Here is a 17,855-nt window from a genome sequence, read left to right as displayed (position 1 = left end):
TGGTGACGCATGCGCCGCCGGGCGGCACATGCGAGGGTTCACGAAAGTGAGTTCAGTTCAACTCAACGCTTCTGGTTCTCGCGCAGCGGCAGCTTGCCCTGGAAGCGCAGCGCGTGCGGGTACTCTTCCTTGCCGCCCGCGTCCACCGCCGCCATCTTCTGCTGGCTCAGCTGCGTCTTGGCGAGCAGCGGCGCCGGCAGGTTGAGCACGCCCTTGATCTGGTCGTACTGCGCCTGCGTGATGCGCCCCACGCCCAGCAGGCGGAAGGCATCGCGCTCGATGTTCAGCAGCAGCGGCTTGTTGCCCGCGAAGTTCTGCACCTTGGCCAGCAGGTTGCTCCACGACGGCGCGCTGTAGTTGCTCACGTAGTAGTCCTGCCCCGTCGGCCCGGCCAGCACCGCGGTGCAACCCGGCAGCTCAACCTGCGTGGCGTTGTTCGACATCACGAAGGTCTCGCGCTTTTCCATCGCGTCGCCGTGCGCCAGCGTGACGGGAATGGTCCACGTCGAGGCCGGGAACTGGTTCTGGTTGGGGAACGACTCCTGCGTGATGTTCACGTAGGTGCGGTCGCCGGCGCACTGCGCATCGACCGTGAGCAGCGGAATGCCGGTCTGGCGGATGAAGCTGTCGCCGATCTCGCTCACCTTCTTGCCGCCAGCGGCCTTCTCCAGCGAGGTCCACAGCCGCGTGGGCGTGACGTTGCCGAACGCGTAGTCCTTCAGGTAGATCTGCAGGCCCTTCTGCATCGCCTCTTCGCCGATGTAGTTCTGCACCATCTCCAGCACGTGGCTGCCCTTGTTGTAGACGAAGATCGCCGGGCTGATGAAGCCGAAGGAGCCCGCGTCGTTCAGGTTGCGCTGCACCGGCACGGCCGACGGCTTCAGGTCGGCCACGATCACGTTGTGCTTGTCGAGCACGTAGTCGGAGAAGCTGTAGTACTCGGGGTGGAACTTGATCGTGGTGCGCCGTTCGAACCAGCGCGCAAACGACTCGTTGAGCCACACGTTGTCCCACCAGTCGAGCGTGACGAGGTCGCCGAACCACTGGTGCGCCACCTCGTGCGTGACCACGGTCACCGAGTACAGCGTGGGCTTGTCGCCGGGCTTGGTGAGCACCGCGTCGGCAAACTCGAAGATCGCGCCCCAGTTCTCCATGCCGCCGAAGCCGGTGTTGGGCTTGTTGTCGTAGCTGTCGTTGGCAGCCACGGTGTCGAACTTCTTGAAGGGCAGCGAGATGCCGGTGTACTTGTAGTAGTAGTCCATCGACACCTTGGTCCACTCCATCGCGAACTTGGCCCAGTCGGAGCGGCCCGGCGGCGTGAACCAGCGCAGCGCCATGTCGCTGCCGTCCAGCGGGTTCTTGAAGGTGTCGGCCAGGATGTCGAACTTGCCGCCGCCGAAGAAGGCCAGGTACATCGGCATCGAAGGCGTCTTCTCGAAGGCCACGCGCTGGTAGCCGTCGGGCAGTTTCACGGCCTCGGTCTGCGCGCCGTTGGACACGGTCTTCCAGTCGCCCGGCACCTCGGCCGAGATCTCGAAGGTGTGGCGGAAGGCCGGCTCGTCCCAGCCCGGGAACCACTGGCGTGCGAAGTTGGTTTCGCCCTGCGTCACGATGGCGTCGCTGCTCACGCCCTCGGGCGTGGAAAGGCCCACCTTGAAGATGCCCGACGCGGCCGAGCACAGCGGGTTCTTCGCCATCACTTCCGGCGTGCAGTACTCGGCGTCGGAGAACTGGATCTTGCCGTCCCACTCCATGTGCAGCAGGTACTTGCCCTTGGCGATCTGGCCGTCGTTCAGGCGCAGTTGCACGAAGTCGCCGCGCGTCTGCGGCGAGGGAATCAGCGGGATCACCTCGCCCGGCTTGGACACCTTGCGCAGCGTGGTGCGCCCGCGCGCGAAGTTGAGGTCGTGCGCGGCGACGACGATGGCGTCGACCGGCTTGAGCACGTCGATCTCCACGTCGGCGCGGCCCACGAAAGTCTTGAGCGCCGCATCGGGGCGGAACCACAGCTTGTAGTTCACGGGCCAGACCGTGTCGGGCAACTCCATCGGCCGGGCCGAACGATCGACCGCGGCCACTGCCGATTCGGGTGCGGCGGGCACGCCGTCGTCGGGGGTCTTCTTGGTGGTGTCGCCGCTGTCGGCCGCGGGCGCGTTGGCCAACGACGGCGCGTTCAGGCCGGAGCCGCCGAAGGATGCGCCACCGCCGCTGTCTCCGCCGCCGCCGCAGGCCGTCAGCGCGGCAAGGGTCACGGCCGTGAGAGCCAGGCAATGAACGACAGGTGTATTCAGTGATTTCATGATCGCCTCTGGGTACTCTTGGTAAGGAACATGCGCCGCACCGCAGGCACCGGCGGATAGCCGGCGATGCGCGTGACGCGCGCGGGATGAGTGGAACGACAGATCAGCAGGAAATGCGGGCAGCACAGCACCCTCCCGGCGAACAAACCGTTCGTCAGGAACGCAGGCTCAGGCCGGACCGCACCGCGTGTGCTGCGGTGGTCCCAGAATGCGCGGGGCGAGCGGCGCCATTCCCGTCAGGACGCGGGGTGTGGGGGGAGCGTGTGAACGCGGTGGGGTGTCGCGGGCCGGGCTCAGTGCCCGTGCATCGACGCGATGCGTTCACCCGTCGGGTGAACGGCCGGGGCCATGGCGAAAGCGATGGCGACGGCAAGACTGGCTGCGGCTCTTGTGGTTGATTTCACGCGCATTCCCTCGTCCGTTGAAGTGCACGCAGTTGTAGCTGATCGATGCAATGAGCTCAACGATCCGCGGAACTTTTCTCTCTCCAATTGTTCGCGCGCGATAGGCCGAATGGCGTCATGGCACGCGACGCGTGCCATGCGATACGAAGATGGTTCTGCGGCCGAAACACCTGCTCACGCAGATGACGAAAACGCGGGCCCTTCACTGTGACGAAGCGGCCACAGTACGAAGGTTCAAGCCACGGCGAAGGCTACGAAAGCTGTGAACCAGAGACTGCAGCGGTGCGTTGCGCACGCTCGCGCCACCACAACAGAAAGCCGCATGCGAACACCACGATCTGCGTGCCGATGAGCAGTGCAAAGCCCGCGAAGAAACCCGCCGCCGACGAGGCCGCGGTCACCGTTGTGTGTGCTGCGCCGCCGCTGTGCGACACCGCGGTGATCACGCCGCCCATCAGCGCCGGCATGAAGCCCGCCACGAGGCTGCCCACGCCGTTGGTCACGCCGAAGGCACTGGCCGTGTGCTCGGGCCGCGAGCAGTGCTGCACCGTGCTCGGAATGGCGGGGCTCTGCAGGCCCCAGAAGAAGTTGGCCGCCACGAGGCACGTCGCGGCCATGTACGGGTCGCGCGCATTGATGGCCAGCAGCACCGACAGTGCCACGCCCGCGCTCGCGCCCATGAAGATGAAGGGCACGCGGTCACGCCCCAGCTTGTCGATGAGCACGCCGCCCGTGAACACCGCGAGCACCGTCGCGTACTGCGGCAGCGACGCGATCCAGCCCATCTCGCGCAGCGAGAAGCCGCGCGCCTCGCGCAGGTAGGTCGGCAGCCAGTTGCTGCTGCCCCAGAGATAGGCCAGCGCCGCCGAGGTCAGCAGCGTGATGAGGAACAGGTGCCGCGTGTGCAGCGCGCCTTTCACGATGCCCGCCACGCGCGACATCGCATCGCCCAGCGACGAAGGCTTGATGCCGTCGCCGTGTCCCGCGGGCATGCGCACGAAGGCCAGCACCAGCGGAATGCCCAGCACGATGTTGAGCACGCCCAGCACGTGGAACGAGCTGTCCCACTCGAACTGCGTGAGCAGGTGGCCCACCAGCGGATAGCCCACCGCCAGGCCCAGGCCCGTGCCCATGTTCACCAGCGCATTGGGCTTGCCGTTCTCGTGGCTCTGGAAGTGCGCCTTGATGTACGACGAGGCCAGCGAGAACAGCGGCCCTTCCGACACGCCCAGCAGCACGCGCGAGGCCAGCAGCAGGCCGTAGCTGTTGAACATCGGCGAAGCCCAGGTCACCACGCCCCACAGCACGAGGCCGTAGATCAGGCTGCGCCGCACGCCGAACAGCGCCGAGCAGAACGGCGTGAGCACGAAGGCCGAGATGCCGTAGCCCAGCATGAAGGCCGTGGCCAGCAGGCCCTGGCTCACGCGGTCGGAGGCGTCGATGCCCACGTGCTTCAGGAAGGCCGCATCGGTGATCAGCACCGCGATGTTGATGCGGTCGACGTAGGAGATCGCGACGATCACGAACAGGGTGACGACCCCGTACCAGCGCATGGCCTTGGATGACATGGGATTCTTCTCAGGTGGGTTGCACGGAGGCCGGCGCGGCTTCAGGGACAGTCGCTGGACAGCCTGCCTGCGTCGAGGACCGTTCGGGCGAATCCGAACGCGTCGGATTGCGAGGCGCCGATGACCGACCGATGGGTCTGTCCGGCGTACTGCTTCAGTTGCACGGTCGCGCCGCGCGCGCACAGGCTGCGCACCATCGCCGCCGTGGTGTCGGGCGTGACCGTCGTCTCGTCCTTCTCGCCCTGAATGACCGACACAGGCACCCGCATCGTGAGCGACGAGGCATCCTGCGCGGCCAGCAGCCGGGCCATCGCGTCATACGCCGCGCCGGCCTTCAGGTACGGCCCCGGCGGCAGCGGTGGCATCGCGAACAGCCCCGAGAGGCAGGCGGAGCCCATCGCGTCGAGGTGCGGGCGCAGCGCGGGCGAGGTCAGGGCCTGCACATCGATGGCCGGGTTCATCGCCTTGGCGCTCATCACGGTCAGCGACACGAAGGGCAGCGCCGGAACGGCCACCGCTTCGCCGCGCATCACGCTGTCCATGAACCGCAGCACGCCGGGCCCCGTGGGCGCGATGGCGATGGCCGCCCGCAGCGGGTAGCGGCCGGCGCTGCGGTCCGGCAGGCCGGCGGCCCACAGCACGGCGCCGCCGCCCTTGCTGTGGCCCACGGCGATCCAGTCGGGGCGCAGCTTCGCGCCGTCGAGCGCATGCGCGGCCGCCACGGCATCGGCCAGGTTCTCGGCGTTGCTGCGGCTGTGCAGGTCGGGCACCGGCCCGAAGGCGCCCCACCCTGCGTAGTCGGTGCGCACCACGGCATAGCCCTGCTGCACCCAGGCGTTGAGGTAGGCATCGCGCTCGCGGTTCACGACCAGCGAAGGCGCGCACTGCGGCGCGAGCCCCGTCGAGCCGTTGGCCCAGGCGATCACCGGATAGCCGCCGGCGGGCGCGGGCGTGCGCGGCAGCGCCACCTGGCCGACGACCACCGCGTTCGCGCCGTCGAAGGTGGTGGACGCGTACGACATGACCCAGTTGCGCCCTGCGTCGGGCAAGCCGTGCAGCTTGTCGGGGCTGGCCAGCAGCAGCTGGCCGGGCGCGGGCTGCGCGGTCGGCGACATGCCGGCGCAGCCGGCCACGAGCAGCGATCCGAGGGCCAGCGCCGCGAGGCGCCGCACCTGCGGCCAGACGGGGGTTGCGCGCATGCCGGCCCTTTCGCGTCAGAACATGTGCCGCATGCCGAACTCGACGCCGCTGGAGGCGCGGTTGGGCATGGTGATGGCGCCGGCCAGGGCCTGCGTCGCACCGTTCTTGTTGCTGATGCGCGCGATGGTGCCGTACACCGCCGTGCGCTTGGACAGGTTGTGCACGTAGCCGATGGCCAGCTTCGACGTCGTGGGCTCGCGCACCGCATTGGCGGGCTCCAGCTTGTAGCGCGCGTACGAGGCCTTGATCTCGCCCGGCCCGATGGGCAGCTGGAAGCCGACCAGCACGCCTTTGGCATCGGTGCTGCCCTTCGATTCCTTGTACAGCTCGCTCGTGAGCTTGAGGTTCATGAGCGCCGCATCGAAGGTGTAGGACGCGCCCAGGTTGGTCACGCGCAGGTCGCCGGCGGCGTAGCGCGTGCGGCCGGTGGCAATGGCCACGTTGAGGCCGCCGCTCTGGTAGCCGAAGCGCGCGCCCGTGTGCTGGCCGTCGCGCTTGTTCGACACCTGGGTGCCGGGCAGCACCGAGTTCGAATCGTTCTCGCCCATCGCGTACATCACCTGGCCGTAGAAGCCGCCCAGGTTGGCCGGCAGGAAGTAGCCGATGCTGTTCGAGGCGCGCGTGCCGGTGGGTGCCACCAGGCCGCCCAGGCCCGAGAAGTAGATCTGGTTGGCGCCGATGCCGCCGCCGGTGCCGAAGGGGTCGAAGATCGCGGTGTTCCAGAAGGCCGGCACGTAGTCGCGGCCCAGGCGCACTTCGCCGAAGGGGCCGGCCAGGCTCACGGTCGAACGGCGGTTGAAGCTCATCACGCCGGGCGTGCCGTTGCCGCTGGCCTGGTTGTTGGAGTTCGAAGGAAAGCCCGTGCCGCTGTCGTTCTGCAGGCCCATCTCGAGCCAGAAGTTGGCCGAGTAGCCACCGCCGAGGTCTTCCGTGCCGCGAAAACCGAGGCGGCTGAACATGTTGCCGCTGTTGCCCAGCTGCGTCTTGTGGGCCGATCCGTTGCCGCTGCCGCGCGTGTAGACCACGGAGGCGTCGACGACGCCGAAGAGCGTCACGGAAGATTGGGCCAGCGCTCCGCCAGCCGCGGTGGCCGCAGCCATCGCGATCAAGTACTTTTTCATTGAATGTCTCGGTTGGTTTTCTTCTCTCGGCCGTCTTTTGGGGTTGTGGCCTTCTCGTTCAGATGTCCAGCACCAAGCGCTCGCCCTTGCAGCGAGAGACGCAGATCATCATGGTCTTGTTGGACGCACGTTCGATCTTGGTGAGGATGCCGTCGTGGTGATCGACTTCGCCCTCGAGCACCGCCGTTTCGCAGGCGCCGCAGACGCCTTCCTTGCAGCTGTGGTCGGGGTTGAGGCCAGCGTCGATCAGGCTGTCGAGAATCGATTTGCCCGGAGGCACCTCGACGCTCTTGCCGCTCTTGGCGCACTGCACCACGCAGGTCTGCGTGGCGCTGGGCGCCTCCACATGCACGGCGGCGAAGCGTTCGATGTGGGCGTTGGCGTAGCCCAGTTGCTCGCAGCTCTTTTCGAAGGCGTCGAGCATCGGCGTGGGGCCGCAGCAGTAGTAGTGGCTGGTGGCGCCCTTGCCGGCCAGCAGCGACGCGAGGTCGGGCGGCGCGCCCTTCTCGTCGTCGAAGTGCCAGGTGAGCTGCACCGATTTTTCGGTGGCCAGCGCCTCGATGGCGTCGCAGAAGGCGGCTTCCTTGCGGGTGCGTGCGCAGTACACGAACTCCACCGGCTTGCCGATGGCGATGAGCCGCTGCAGCATGCACCAGATGGGCGTCACGCCGATGCCGCCGGCCACGAGCACCGAGCGCTCGGCGCCCTCTTCCAGCTTGAAGTTGTTGCGCGGTGCCGAGATGGGCAGCGTCATGCCCACGCGCAACTGCTGGTGCACGTAGCGCGAGCCGCCGCGGCTCTTGCGGTCGTTGAGCACGCCCACCACGTAGCGCTGGCGGTCGCTCGAGGGGTTGCACAGCGAGTAGCTGCGCACCAGCCCGTTGGGCAGGTGCAGGTCGATGTGGGAGCCGGCCTCGAAGGCGGGAAAGTCCACCGCCGGCGTGGCCGGCCGGAACTCGACGCTGACGATGCCGTCGGCCTCGTAGCGCATGGTATGCACGAGGGCGTTCAGCGTGGGAGAAGACATGGCGATGCTCGCTTGCTTACGTACTTGCTTGCAGTTCAGGCCGTGGCGGCCTCGGCTTGCGCCAGCTGCGCCTGCGCCAGGTTGCGCATGTGGCGACGCAGGCGGACGATGCCCAGGTCGTGCTGGTACAGGTTCTCGTGCTGGTTGGCGTCGGCTTCCATCTCTTCGAGCATCACGCGGTCTTGTTCCAGCACGTGCCAGTGGCGTGCCTCGAGGCGGTTCTTGTAGAGGAAGCGCCAGGTGTCGCGCTCCCAGCCCGGTGCCAGTTTGCGTGCGCGCCAGAAGAAGGTGGCGGTCATGCCGTTGGCCATGGGCGAGAAGGCGCCGATGATGATGAAGTTGCCGCCGGGGCCGCCGGTCTTCGGGTAGGGGATTTCCAGGCGCATCCAGTGGATGCCGGTGTCGGCCCACTCGGTCCAGTCGAAGTTGACGTTGCGCTGGCCTTCCTTCTCGAACACGAAGCCGATGTCGGTCGGGCGCACGCCGAACTTGGCGCTGGAGTCGCCCTCGGCCATCGAGTGCGACTGCTTGTGCAGGTACGTGCCGTGCATCGGGTCCATCACGTTGTCCAGCACGTAGCGGTAGTCGCCCTTCCACTCCGTGTAGCACAGGAAGTTCGCGTACTCGGCCTCGTCGGTCAGCTGCTCGGGCAGCACCAGCGGCGGCGGCACGTCGACCGACTCCTTCGAGTTGTAGAGGAACACGGCGCCTGCGCGCTCCTGCACGTGGAAGTGGCGCGTGGCGCGCGAGCCTTCGAGCTTGCAGCCGGGGCTGCCGGGCACGCGCGTGACCACGCCGTCATGGCGCACTTCGACGCCGTGGTACGGGCACGAGAGGCGGTCGCCCAGGACCACGCCTTGCGACAGCGGTGCGCCGCGGTGCGGGCAGCGGTCTTCGAGCGCGTGCAGCACGCCTTCGCCGTCGCGCCACAGCGCGATCTTGCGGCCGAGGCGGCGCAGGGAGATGGGGTTCTCCTTGATGAAGTGCGAGGGGCAGATCGGGTACCAGAGGTCCTTCAGGCCGATCTCGAGCAGGTGGTCGACCGGATCGACGGGAACGGGATGGATGGCGATGGTCATGGTGGTTCTCCTCAGGCGGCCAGCGTGGCCATTTCCTTGCGGTACAGCGCCTCGGTCCATGCGAGGCCGCCCGGCGTGGCCAGGCCGCTGTCGTTCAGGCGCTGCACCAGGCCCGGCAGGTCGTGGATGCCGTCGGCGTAGGCGCGTTCGATGACGTCGCCCAGCAGGTCTTCGTAGGTGGTCGCGGGGCGCTGGCGCGCCTGGTGCGGTTGGAGAAAGCGGTCTTGTTGCATCGTGAGCCTCCGTAAGCGAGGGGAAAAATTTCAGGCGGTGGCAGCGACGGCGCCCTGTGCCGGCACGCCCAGCGGCACGGCCCAGGCGTCGTAGGCGTACACCCAGTCGGCATTGCCGCCTTCGCGCAGCCAGTTGTTGCCGCGCGAGCCGAGCTGCACCTGGCTGGCGCGCTCAATGCGGGCGGTCTGGTAGGCCTGCAATGCGGCGGGGATGCCGGCCATGGCCACGCCGTCGAGGTGGCGCGACAGCACCACGGCGTCTTCGATGGCCATGCCGGCGCCCTGCGCCATGAAGGGCAGCATCGGGTGCGCGGCATCGCCCAGCAGCGCCATGCGGCCCTGCGCCCAGGCGGGCATGGGGTCGCGCTCGTACAGCGCGGTCTTCAGCACCGTGTCGCAGGCATCAAGCAGCGCGCGCGCCTCGGGGTGGTAGGCCACGTACTGCTCGCGCAGCTCGTCGACGCTGCCCGGCGCGGTCCACGATTCGAGGTGCCAGGTGTCCTGCGGCGTGGTGGCGAAGATGAAGATGTCCTTGCCGCGGTTCAGCGGGAAGGTGACGATCTGGCTTTGCGGGTTCGGGCCCCACCACTTGGTGAAGGCGCCCAGGTTGGGCACGCCGGCCACGCGCTCGGCGGGCACCACGGCGCGGTAGGCCACGATGCCCGTGAAGCGCGGGCTCTCCGCGCCGAACATCGCGGTGCGCACACCCGAGTGGATGCCGTCGGCACCGATCAGCACGCCCACGCGAGCGCTGGTGCCGTCGCTGAACGACAGGGTCACGCCCTGGTCGTCCGCCGCGATGGTCTCGGCGCGCTTGCCCAGCGCCACGCGCTCGGCCGGGAACATGTCGGCCAGCGCGGCCAGCAGGTCGGCGCGGTGGATGGTGAGCTGCGGCGCACCGTAGCGCTGTTCGGCCGAGTCGGCCATTTCGAGGCGCGAGGTTTCTTCGCCGCTGTCGTAGGTGCGGCTGATGCGGTGCGACGGGCGGGCCGCCGTCACGCGGGCGGCGTCGCCCACGCCCAGGCCGTCGAGTGCGCGCACGGCGTTGGGCGTGAGGTTGATGTCGGCGCCGACGCGGGCGAACTGTTTCGCCTGCTCGAACACGACCACGTCGTGCCCCGCGCGGCGCAGTGCGATGGCGGCGACCAGGCCGCCGATGCCGGCACCGACGATGCCGATGGTGGATTCGCTTGTCTGCATGGTCTCTGTCTCTCTTTGTTCTTGGGGGTGGCTCACTCGGCCACGATGTTGCGGGCCTTGATGATCCGGGCCCAGACGGCCGTCTCATCGCGGATGTGGGCAGCGAACTCGGCGGGCTTCATGGCCGCATCGGTCATGCCCTGTGCCTTCAGGCGTTCGCGCACGTCAGGCTGGGCCAGCATCTCGGCCGCGTCTTTCGCGAGCTGCTCGACCACGGCCGGCGGCGTGCCCTTGGGGGCCAGCAGGCCGTACCACGAGGTCACGGCCACGCCCTGGATGCCCTGCTCCGCCAGCGTGGGGATGTCGGGCGCGGCGGCGCTGCGCTTGGCTTCGGTCACGCCCAGCGCGACGAGCTTGCCGTTCTTGATGAAGGGCATGGTCGCGGGCAGGTTGCTGAACATCAGCGGCACCGAGCCGCCGAGCACGTCGTTGAGCGCGGGCGCCGTGCCCTTGTAGGGCACGTGCAGCAGGTCGATGCCGGCCTGCTGCTTGAACAGCTCGCCCGCCAGGTGCAAGCCGCTGCCCACGCCGGGCGAGGCATACGACAGCGTGTTGGGCTTGGCCTTGGCCATCGCCACCAGTTCCTTCGCGCTCTTGATGCCCGAGGCCGGCGCGGCCACCAGCACGTTGGGCGCCTTGGCGAGCATGGTGACGGGCACGAAGTCCTTCTCGATGTTGAACGGGAAGTTCGGCATCAGCGTCGGGTTGATCGTGAGGTTGCCGGCCGGCACCACGAGCAGCGTGTGGCCGTCGCCCTTGGCACGCTTGACCTTGTCGATGCCGATGTTGCCCGCCGCGCCCACCATGTTCTCGACCACGGCCGCCTGGCCGTAGCGCTTGGCCAGGCCGTCCGACAGGATGCGGGCCAGCGTGTCGACCGGGCCGCCGGGCGGGAACGGCGAGACGATGGTGAAGCGGTCGCTCGACAGCTGCTTGTGCGCGTCGCTCTGCGCGTGCGCGGGCAAGGCGATGGCCAGCGCCGCGGCGGCCAGCAGGGAGAAAGAAAAACGTCGTTGCATGAGGGTCACCGGGTTCACTTCTTCTCGGTCAGGAAAGCACCTTTCGGGCCTTCCGCGTTCTTCTGGCGGCGGGTGTTGCCATCGAGGCCGCCATCGACCGCCCATTCGGCGAACACGGTCGGGCCGGGTTCGAACTCGCGCGGCTGCCAGTCGGCGGTGAGCTGGTCTTCGTCGGCGTAGTACTCGATGAGGCCGCCGGCCGGGTTCTTGAAGTACCAGAAGTACGCCGACGACACCGGGTGGCGGCCCGGGCCCAGTTGGGTGTCCCAGCCGCAGCGTGAAAAATGCAGGCCGCCGCCGAACACCTCGTGGATGTCGCGCACGGTGAAGGCCACGTGGTTCAGCCCGCGCTTGCCCGAGGGAATCTGCAGCAGGAACAGGTCGTGGTGGCCGCCCTCGGGCGCGCAGCGCATGAAGGCGCCGCGGTTCGGATAGCCGTCGGACGACACGAAGCCGAAGCGCTGCGCATAGAACGCGCTCGTGCCCTTCACGTCGCTCACGAAGAACACGACGTGGCCGACTTCGATCGGCGTTGCGCGTTCGTAGATCGGTGCGGGCTGGTTCACGCGCGGCTTGGCGTTCCAGGTGTTCATGGCGCCGCAGTCGACCTCGACCGCGCGCTTGCGGCTGACCTGCAGGCGCACGGCCAGGCCGTTGGGGTCGGTGCAGCCGATGCGGCGCGCGCCGTCGACCGTGGTGTCCACGAAGGCCGGGTCTTGCGCGATGGCGGCGGCGTAGCGGTCCAGGTCGGCGTCGCTTTCCACGCCCCACACCACTTCGCGCAGCGTCGGGCCCTCTTCCATCGCGGGCGGCAGGCCGGGCTTGTCCCACGCCGCAACGACCACCTTGCAGCCGTTGAGGCACTCGAAGACGAGTTCGTCGGCGGCTTCGGACGTGAGTGAAAGGCCCCAGTCCTGGAAGAACTGGCGGCAGGCGGGCAGGTCGTCCGCGCCGTAGGTGATCTGGTCGATGCCAAGTACGCTCATCGTGTGCTCCTGTTCAGTTCGCCCACGGGAGCGGTTGTTCATTGGTGCCCCAGTACATGCTCTTTTGCTCCATGTACTGGAAGATGCCTTCGCGGCCCTTCTCGCGGCCCAGGCCGCTGTCGCGCCAGCCGCCGAACGGCGTCGAAACCGAGAACTGCTTGTAGGTGTTGACCCAGACCGTGCCGGCCTGCACCGCGCGGCCCAGCTTCCAGGCGCGCTTGAAGTCGCGGCTCCACACGCCGGCGGCCAGCGCGTAGACGCTGTCGTTGGCCTGCGCGATCAGCTCTTCCTCGTTGTCGAAGGGCATCGCGACCAGCACCGGGCCGAAGATTTCTTCCTGGCTGATGCGGGCGTTGTTGGTCAGGCCTTCGAGGATCGTCGGCTGGTAGAAGTAGCCCTTGTCGTAGTCGGCGCCGTGCGGGCGCACGCCGCCCGTGCGGATGCGCCCGCCCTCGGACACGCCCAGGTCCACGTAGCGCTCGATGCCCTCGCGGTGCTTGGCCGTGATGAGCGGCCCCATCTGCGTGCGCTCCGAGGCCGGGTCGCCCACGCGCAGCGCATTGGCGCCTTCGGCCAGCCGCGTGAGGAACTCGTCGTAGATGCCACGCGCCACGAACAGGCGCGAACCCGCGATGCACGACTCGCCCGACGAACTGAAGATGCCGTACAGCACGCCGTTCACCGCATGGTCGAGGTCGGCGTCGTCCAGCACCATGGTGGGCGACTTGCCGCCGAGTTCGAGCGACACCGGCATCATCTTGTCGGCCGCGATGTGGGCGATGTGCTTGCCGGTGGTGGTGCCGCCGGTGAACGACACGCGCTTGACCAGCGGGTGCTTGGTGATCGCGTCGCCGATCACCGAGCCCTTGCCCGGCAGCACGCTCACGATGCCCTTGGGCACGCCGGCCAGCTCGCAGATGCGCGCCAGTTCCAGCGCCATGAGCGGCGTGACTTCGGCGGGCTTCACGACCACCGCGTTGCCGGCGGCCAGCGCGGGCGCCAGCTTCTGGGCTTCGCTCGCGATGGGCGAGTTCCACGGCGTGATGGCCGCGACCACGCCCATGGGCTCGTGCACGCTCATCGTGACGAAGGCGCCGCGCGAGGGGGTGATGGTTTCTTCGAGCGTCTCCAATGCGGCGGCGAAGAACTGGAAGGTGCCCGCGGCGCTGGCCACGAGGTTGCGGGTTTCGCTGATCGGCTTGCCGTTGTCCAGGCGCTGCTTCTGCGCCAGCGACTCGCCCTCTTCGCGGATCAGCTGCGCCACGCGGTGCAGCACGGCGGCGCGCTCGTGCGGCAGGCGCTGGGCCCAGCCGCTGGTGCGAAAGGCGTGGTCGGCGCGCGTGATGGCTTCTTCGACATCGGCCAGGCTCGCGGCCTTCAGGCGCGCGATGGGCTCGCCGGTGGCCGGGTACAGGCTTTCGTAGACGTCGCCGCCGCCCAAGCGCCATTCGCCGGCGATGCAGATCGGAAGGAGTTCGGTGGAGATCATGGGGTGGCTCAGATGGCGAGGGCCGCGACGCGGTTGCGCAGCGCGCGCACGGCGCTGTACACGGTCAGGGCCGAGGTCTTGGGATTGGCCGCGAGCGGCTTGTTGCGCATGGTCAGCGCGAAGCTGCCGAAGGCGCCTTCGGCTTCGACGGTGTGCACGTTCTCGGTGGTGGCCGGATCGGCAATGAGGCGCACCAGCGTCTGGTCCAGGCCCAGGCCCGCGAGCGAGACGGTGGCCGCCACGTTGGCGTTCTTCGGATAGAGCAAGGCGGCTTCGCGCGCGCTGCCTTCGAAGATCACGGTTTCGTGCGCCAGCGTGTCCAGGTTGCGGCCCTGCTCGGCCGGCGTGCCCTTCCAGGCCTGGGGCGGCTTGCGGCCGGTGTAGCGCACGCTGTCCAGGCCGCCGATGCGGGCCGCGGCGAGCGCGTCGATGCCGCCGATGGCGCCGGGAATCAGCTGCACCTGCGTGCGGCCGGCAACGGCGGCGGCTTCGAGCTTCTCGGCGAAGCCCGTGGCCGACAGCGCGCCCACCGAGGCCACCACGCAGGGCGTGCCGCGTGCCAGGGCGGGCAGCACGTGTTCCTCGATGGCGGCATGGCCGGCGGTCTCGACCACGAGGTCGATGCCGTCGGCGGGCACGGCGCTGCCCACCTGCGCGTCGGGGGCGACCTTCTGCGCGGCAGCGATGCCTTCGGCCGGCACGACGATGGCCACCACCTTCAGGGCGGGGTCGCCGCGCAGCAGTTCGAGCACCGAGGTGCCGATGGCTCCGCAGCCGACAAGGGCGATGCGCGTGATGGCGGTGGTCATGCGTGGGGCTCCGCGTTCACTCACTTGGCCGCGCCGAGCGCGGGAATCTGCGTGACCGTGTTGGTCGGCGGGCCGGCGAAGCTGGTCTTGAAGCCGCCGATCGACAGCATGTCGATCTCCAGCAGGAACGGGCCGTCGGCGGCGAGCGCCTGGTCGAGCTGGGCCGGCAGGTCGGCCAGGTCTTTCACGCGGGCGTGCGGCAGCGCGATCGACTTGCACAGCAGGTCGTAGTCGGGCGTGTGCAGCTCGGCGTAGCACTGGCGGCCGCCGTACTGCGCGTCCTGGATGTTCTTGATCACGCCGTAGCTCTTGTCGTTCATGAGCACGATGACCATGGGCGCCTTCTCCTGCACCATGCAGGCCAGCTCGCCCAGGTTCAGGATGAAGCCGCCGTCGCCGGCCAGGCAGAAGGTCTTGCGGCCCGAGCCCGTCACCGCCGCGCCGATGGCCGCGCCGATGGCCATGGGCATGCCCTGGCCGATGCCGCCGCCCGTGGCGTGCACGCCGGCGCTGGGTTCGAACACGCGCAGCTCGCGGTTGCCCCAGGTGCTGTTGGACACCGTGACGTCGCGCACCCAGTTGAACTTGCGGCCGGCCACCGACTGCAGCTGGCGCACGAGTTCGGCGTACGGGCCGAGGCCGTCGCGCAGCGTGGCCACGGCCTGGTCGTGCGCGGCGCGCAGGTCGACCAGCAGCTGCGGGTCGGCCTGGTACTTCGCGGCTTCGAGGCGGTCGGCCAGGCCGTCGAGGGCCAGCGCGGAATCGCCGCAGACAAAGGCCTCGGACGCATAGCAGCGGCCTTCGGCAGCGGCATCGGCGTCGATGCGGTACAGCGGGCGCGGCAGCTTCAGTTCGTACTTGAGCGTCTCGTTGCCGCGCAGACGCGAACCGACCACGAGCATCGCGTCGCAGGTCTGGTAGAAGGCCTCGACCGGCTTCTGGATGTTGTAGGCGCCGAGCGAGCCGGCGTCGTCCTCGGGCACCGTGCCGCGGCCCTGCGTGGTCGTGACCACGCCGAAGCCCAGCTTCTGCAGGCGCTGGATCGCACTGCGCGCATGGCGGGCACCGCCACCGACCCACAGCAGCGGACGCTTGGCCGTGGCCAGGCGCGCGGCCAGTGCATCGAGGCCGGCGGCCGAAGGCACGGGGCGCTCGATGGGCAGCGGCGACAGGTCGGCCGGCATGGTCGTGAGCGCCGACTGGATGTCGATCGGAATCTCCACGCTTACCGGGCCGGTCGGCGCCGTCATGGCGAGCTGCACCGCGCGCTTGAGCGTGCCGAGCACCGTCTCGACGCTGCGCACGCGCAGCGCGGCCTTCGACACGGCCTTGAGCATGGTGAGCTGGTCGGGCGCCTCGTGGATGTACGACATGCCCTTGTCCAGGTACGGCGTCTCGATCTGGCCGGTGATGTGCAAGAGCGGCGCGCCGGCGGTCAGTGCCTCGACCATGCTGCCGGCGATGTTGCCCGCGGCCGGGCCGGTGCTGGTGATGCACACGCCCAGGCTGGCGGTGGAGCGCGCATAGGCATCGGCCATGTTGCCCGCGCCGGCTTCGCCGCGCGCCGAGATGAAGCGCACCGTGCCGCGCTGCGCGAAGGCATCGAGGATCGGCATGTTGTGGATCGAGATCACGCCGAAGGCTGCCTTGACGCCGCACTGCTCGAGGAACGCGGCGACGACGGCGCCGACCGTGACGGTGTTGTTGGGGTTATGCATGGCGGGAATGGCCTCCGGAGATGTCGATGTGGCTGCCGGTCGTGTACGACGCGAGCGGTGAAGCAAGGAAAAGGATCGCGCGCGCGGCTTCGGTCGGAAGCCCCAGGCGACCCAGCGGGATGTGTTTGGTGGTGGCGAGCTGGCGGCTCCAGGCGGCCCAGTCCTGCGACTTGTCTTCGCGCGCCTCGAAGCGGCGGCGCCACTGGCCCGACTCGACCAGGCCGATCAGGATGCCGTTGACGCGCACGCCCTGCGGCGCGAACTCGGTGGCCATGGAGCGCACGAGGTTCAACAGGCCCGCGCGCGCGGCCGAGGTGGCGACCATGTGCGGCTCGGGCTGGCGGGCCAGCAGCGAGTTGGCGCAGACGATGGCGGCATCGCCCAGCACCGCGCGCTGCGCCGTGAGCTGCGGCAGGAAAGCGCGCGTCGGGTGGATGACGGAGAAGAACTTCAGGTTCAGCTCTTGCATCCAGGCCGCGTCGTCGGTGTCGGCGAAGGTGGAGACACGCCCCTGCCCTGCGTTGTTGACCAGCATCGAGGCCGGGCCGAGCGCGGCCTCGCTCGCGGCGGCGAAGGCGCGCACCGAGGCGGCGTCGAGCACGTCGCAGGTCTGCGCGAACAGCTTGGCGTCGGGGTATTGCGCGCGCAGGCCGGCCACGGCGGCATCGAGCCGTTCGGCGTTGCGCCCGCACAGCGCCACGGCGGCGCCGCAGCCGAGCAGCAGCTCGACGGTGGCCAGGCCGATGCCCGACGACCCGCCCGTGACCACGGCCACGCGGCCGGCCAGTGCGTCGGCGGCGAAGAAGGAGGAGGAAGGGGCGAAGGTCGTCATGGTCGATCTGAAATCAGTCGTCAGGCGCTGCGCAGCGGCACCACCTTGCTGGTGCGCGCGGGCGAGTAATTGAGCAGGCCCGAGATCTCGTCGGCGGTGCCGCGCACGCGCTGCACCATCTCGTCCATGCGGTTCTCGTCGATGTGGCCCGAGGTGATGGTGGCGCCCAGTGCCGCCACGATGTGGCCGCTGTGGTCGCGCACCGGCGCGGCGATGGTCGAGATGTTCGATTCGAAGAAGCCTTCGCCCAGCACATAGCCGCGCTGGCGGTCGGCCTGCACCATGTCGAACAGTTCGTTCACGGTCTTGGGCGTGCTCGGCGAGAAGGTCTCGAGCTTGTCTTCGGGGTACAGCGCGCGCAGCTGCGGCAGCGTGAGGTCTTCGAGCAGGATGCGGCCCAGCACCGTGGCGTGGGCCGGCAGGCGCGTGCCCACCGTGACCGAACTGGCGAAGGGCGTGGCTGGCGCCACCTTGGCGACGTAGACGATCGAGCGGCCGTCGCGCACCACCAGGTTGCAGGGCGTGCGCAGCTCGTCGCACAGGCGGTTGAGCAGCGGCGTTCCCAGCTGCGTGAGCTCCAGCGAGGCCAGGTATTCGAAGCCCAGGCGCAGCACGGCCAGGCCCAGGCGGTAGTCGCGCCCGCCCTCGGCGCGCTCGAGGAAGCCCATGTTCTCCAGCGTGGTGAGCAGACGGAAGACGGTCGAGCGCGGCAGGTCGAAGCGGCGCGCCAGCTCGGGCGCGGAGAGCGTGCGGCTCTCGCGGCTGAACTCGCACAGCACGCGCAGGCCGCGCTCCAGCGCGGGCACGTTGTAGCGGTCCGCGCCCTCTTCCATCACTTCGTTGTCGGTGGCCATGTCTGGATTCCTCTCG

The 17,855-nt window shown here is 68.8% G+C and carries 15 protein-coding genes; all 15 read right to left on the bottom strand.

Features of this window, described 5'->3' with window-relative positions; all coding sequences use genetic code 11:
- Positions 1 to 62 precede the first annotated feature (62 nt).
- Positions 63 to 2,300 carry a M1 family metallopeptidase gene (locus tag AC07XP_RS03910; RefSeq protein ID WP_495263863.1) on the bottom strand — a complete coding sequence of 746 codons (2,238 nt, stop codon included), beginning with the start codon at positions 2,298 to 2,300 and terminating at the stop codon, positions 63 to 65.
- A gap of 655 nt (positions 2,301 to 2,955) precedes the next feature.
- The gene (locus AC07XP_RS03905) at positions 2,956 to 4,272 is read right to left on the bottom strand and encodes an MFS transporter (RefSeq protein ID WP_495263862.1); all 1,317 of its coding nucleotides are present in this window, start codon (positions 4,270 to 4,272) and stop codon (positions 2,956 to 2,958) included.
- Positions 4,273 to 4,313: 41 nt separating this feature from the next.
- A complete protein-coding gene (locus AC07XP_RS03900) occupies positions 4,314 to 5,471 on the bottom strand; it encodes an alpha/beta hydrolase family protein (protein WP_495263861.1) in 1,158 nt (385 codons plus the stop codon).
- A gap of 15 nt (positions 5,472 to 5,486) precedes the next feature.
- Positions 5,487 to 6,593, bottom strand: a complete 1,107-nt coding sequence (locus AC07XP_RS03895) for a porin (protein WP_495263860.1) — start codon at positions 6,591 to 6,593, stop codon at positions 5,487 to 5,489.
- A 58-nt stretch (positions 6,594 to 6,651) separates the two neighbouring features.
- The gene (locus AC07XP_RS03890; RefSeq protein ID WP_159272139.1) at positions 6,652 to 7,620 is read right to left on the bottom strand and encodes a PDR/VanB family oxidoreductase; all 969 of its coding nucleotides are present in this window, start codon (positions 7,618 to 7,620) and stop codon (positions 6,652 to 6,654) included.
- A 35-nt stretch (positions 7,621 to 7,655) separates the two neighbouring features.
- Positions 7,656 to 8,699, bottom strand: a complete 1,044-nt coding sequence (locus AC07XP_RS03885; RefSeq protein WP_495263859.1) for a Rieske 2Fe-2S domain-containing protein — start codon at positions 8,697 to 8,699, stop codon at positions 7,656 to 7,658.
- Positions 8,700 to 8,710: 11 nt separating this feature from the next.
- Positions 8,711 to 8,932, bottom strand: a complete 222-nt coding sequence (locus AC07XP_RS03880; RefSeq protein WP_062474598.1) for a recombinase-like helix-turn-helix domain-containing protein — start codon at positions 8,930 to 8,932, stop codon at positions 8,711 to 8,713.
- Between the two features lie 30 nt (positions 8,933 to 8,962).
- Positions 8,963 to 10,132, bottom strand: coding sequence for an FAD-dependent monooxygenase (locus tag AC07XP_RS03875; RefSeq protein ID WP_495263858.1), 1,170 nt, complete (start codon positions 10,130 to 10,132; stop codon positions 8,963 to 8,965).
- A 32-nt stretch (positions 10,133 to 10,164) separates the two neighbouring features.
- The gene (locus AC07XP_RS03870; protein WP_095747572.1) at positions 10,165 to 11,151 is read right to left on the bottom strand and encodes a Bug family tripartite tricarboxylate transporter substrate binding protein; all 987 of its coding nucleotides are present in this window, start codon (positions 11,149 to 11,151) and stop codon (positions 10,165 to 10,167) included.
- 14 nt (positions 11,152 to 11,165) lie between these two features.
- On the bottom strand, positions 11,166 to 12,137 hold the full coding sequence (locus AC07XP_RS03865) for a VOC family protein (protein WP_495263857.1): 972 nt from the start codon (positions 12,135 to 12,137) through the stop codon (positions 11,166 to 11,168).
- Positions 12,138 to 12,150: 13 nt separating this feature from the next.
- Positions 12,151 to 13,626: an aldehyde dehydrogenase gene (locus AC07XP_RS03860; protein ID WP_062474590.1), complete on the bottom strand. Its 1,476-nt coding sequence runs from the start codon at positions 13,624 to 13,626 to the stop codon at positions 12,151 to 12,153.
- Positions 13,627 to 13,634: 8 nt separating this feature from the next.
- The gene (locus tag AC07XP_RS03855) at positions 13,635 to 14,435 is read right to left on the bottom strand and encodes an aspartate dehydrogenase (RefSeq protein ID WP_062474588.1); all 801 of its coding nucleotides are present in this window, start codon (positions 14,433 to 14,435) and stop codon (positions 13,635 to 13,637) included.
- 20 nt (positions 14,436 to 14,455) lie between these two features.
- Positions 14,456 to 16,153 carry a thiamine pyrophosphate-binding protein gene (locus tag AC07XP_RS03850; protein ID WP_062474586.1) on the bottom strand — a complete coding sequence of 566 codons (1,698 nt, stop codon included), beginning with the start codon at positions 16,151 to 16,153 and terminating at the stop codon, positions 14,456 to 14,458.
- Entirely contained in the window at positions 16,146 to 16,985 is an 840-nt protein-coding gene (locus tag AC07XP_RS03845) for an SDR family oxidoreductase (protein WP_495261756.1), read from the bottom strand. The genes AC07XP_RS03850 and AC07XP_RS03845 overlap by 8 nt, the downstream gene beginning before the upstream one ends.
- Before the next feature lie 20 nt (positions 16,986 to 17,005).
- Positions 17,006 to 17,839, bottom strand: a complete 834-nt coding sequence (locus AC07XP_RS03840) for an IclR family transcriptional regulator (protein WP_070060330.1) — start codon at positions 17,837 to 17,839, stop codon at positions 17,006 to 17,008.
- Positions 17,840 to 17,855: the final 16 nt, after the last annotated feature.

This window comes from Variovorax sp. GW531-E2 (assembly GCF_059423125.1).
The sequence above is the reverse complement of the archived record's forward strand: the minus strand, read 5'-3'. Positions and strand labels throughout refer to the sequence as shown.

Bases quoted from the DNA above. Each gene is read 5' to 3' on its own strand.
- AC07XP_RS03855 (WP_062474588.1), bottom strand. From the start codon at position 14,435: ATGACCACCGCCATCACGCGCATCGCCCTTGTCGGCTGCGGAGCCATC.
- AC07XP_RS03870 (WP_095747572.1), bottom strand. From the start codon at position 11,151: ATGCAACGACGTTTTTCTTTCTCCCTGCTGGCCGCCGCGGCGCTGGCC.
- AC07XP_RS03900 (WP_495263861.1), bottom strand. From the start codon at position 5,471: ATGCGCGCAACCCCCGTCTGGCCGCAGGTGCGGCGCCTCGCGGCGCTG.
- AC07XP_RS03880 (WP_062474598.1), bottom strand. From the start codon at position 8,932: ATGCAACAAGACCGCTTTCTCCAACCGCACCAGGCGCGCCAGCGCCCC.
- AC07XP_RS03850 (WP_062474586.1), bottom strand. From the start codon at position 16,153: ATGCATAACCCCAACAACACCGTCACGGTCGGCGCCGTCGTCGCCGCG.
- AC07XP_RS03910 (WP_495263863.1), bottom strand. From the start codon at position 2,300: ATGAAATCACTGAATACACCTGTCGTTCATTGCCTGGCTCTCACGGCC.
- AC07XP_RS03885 (WP_495263859.1), bottom strand. From the start codon at position 8,699: ATGACCATCGCCATCCATCCCGTTCCCGTCGATCCGGTCGACCACCTG.
- AC07XP_RS03865 (WP_495263857.1), bottom strand. From the start codon at position 12,137: ATGAGCGTACTTGGCATCGACCAGATCACCTACGGCGCGGACGACCTG.
- AC07XP_RS03840 (WP_070060330.1), bottom strand. From the start codon at position 17,839: ATGGCCACCGACAACGAAGTGATGGAAGAGGGCGCGGACCGCTACAAC.
- AC07XP_RS03845 (WP_495261756.1), bottom strand. From the start codon at position 16,985: ATGACGACCTTCGCCCCTTCCTCCTCCTTCTTCGCCGCCGACGCACTG.
- AC07XP_RS03875 (WP_495263858.1), bottom strand. From the start codon at position 10,132: ATGCAGACAAGCGAATCCACCATCGGCATCGTCGGTGCCGGCATCGGC.
- AC07XP_RS03895 (WP_495263860.1), bottom strand. From the start codon at position 6,593: ATGAAAAAGTACTTGATCGCGATGGCTGCGGCCACCGCGGCTGGCGGA.
- AC07XP_RS03890 (WP_159272139.1), bottom strand. From the start codon at position 7,620: ATGTCTTCTCCCACGCTGAACGCCCTCGTGCATACCATGCGCTACGAG.
- AC07XP_RS03860 (WP_062474590.1), bottom strand. From the start codon at position 13,626: ATGATCTCCACCGAACTCCTTCCGATCTGCATCGCCGGCGAATGGCGC.
- AC07XP_RS03905 (WP_495263862.1), bottom strand. From the start codon at position 4,272: ATGTCATCCAAGGCCATGCGCTGGTACGGGGTCGTCACCCTGTTCGTG.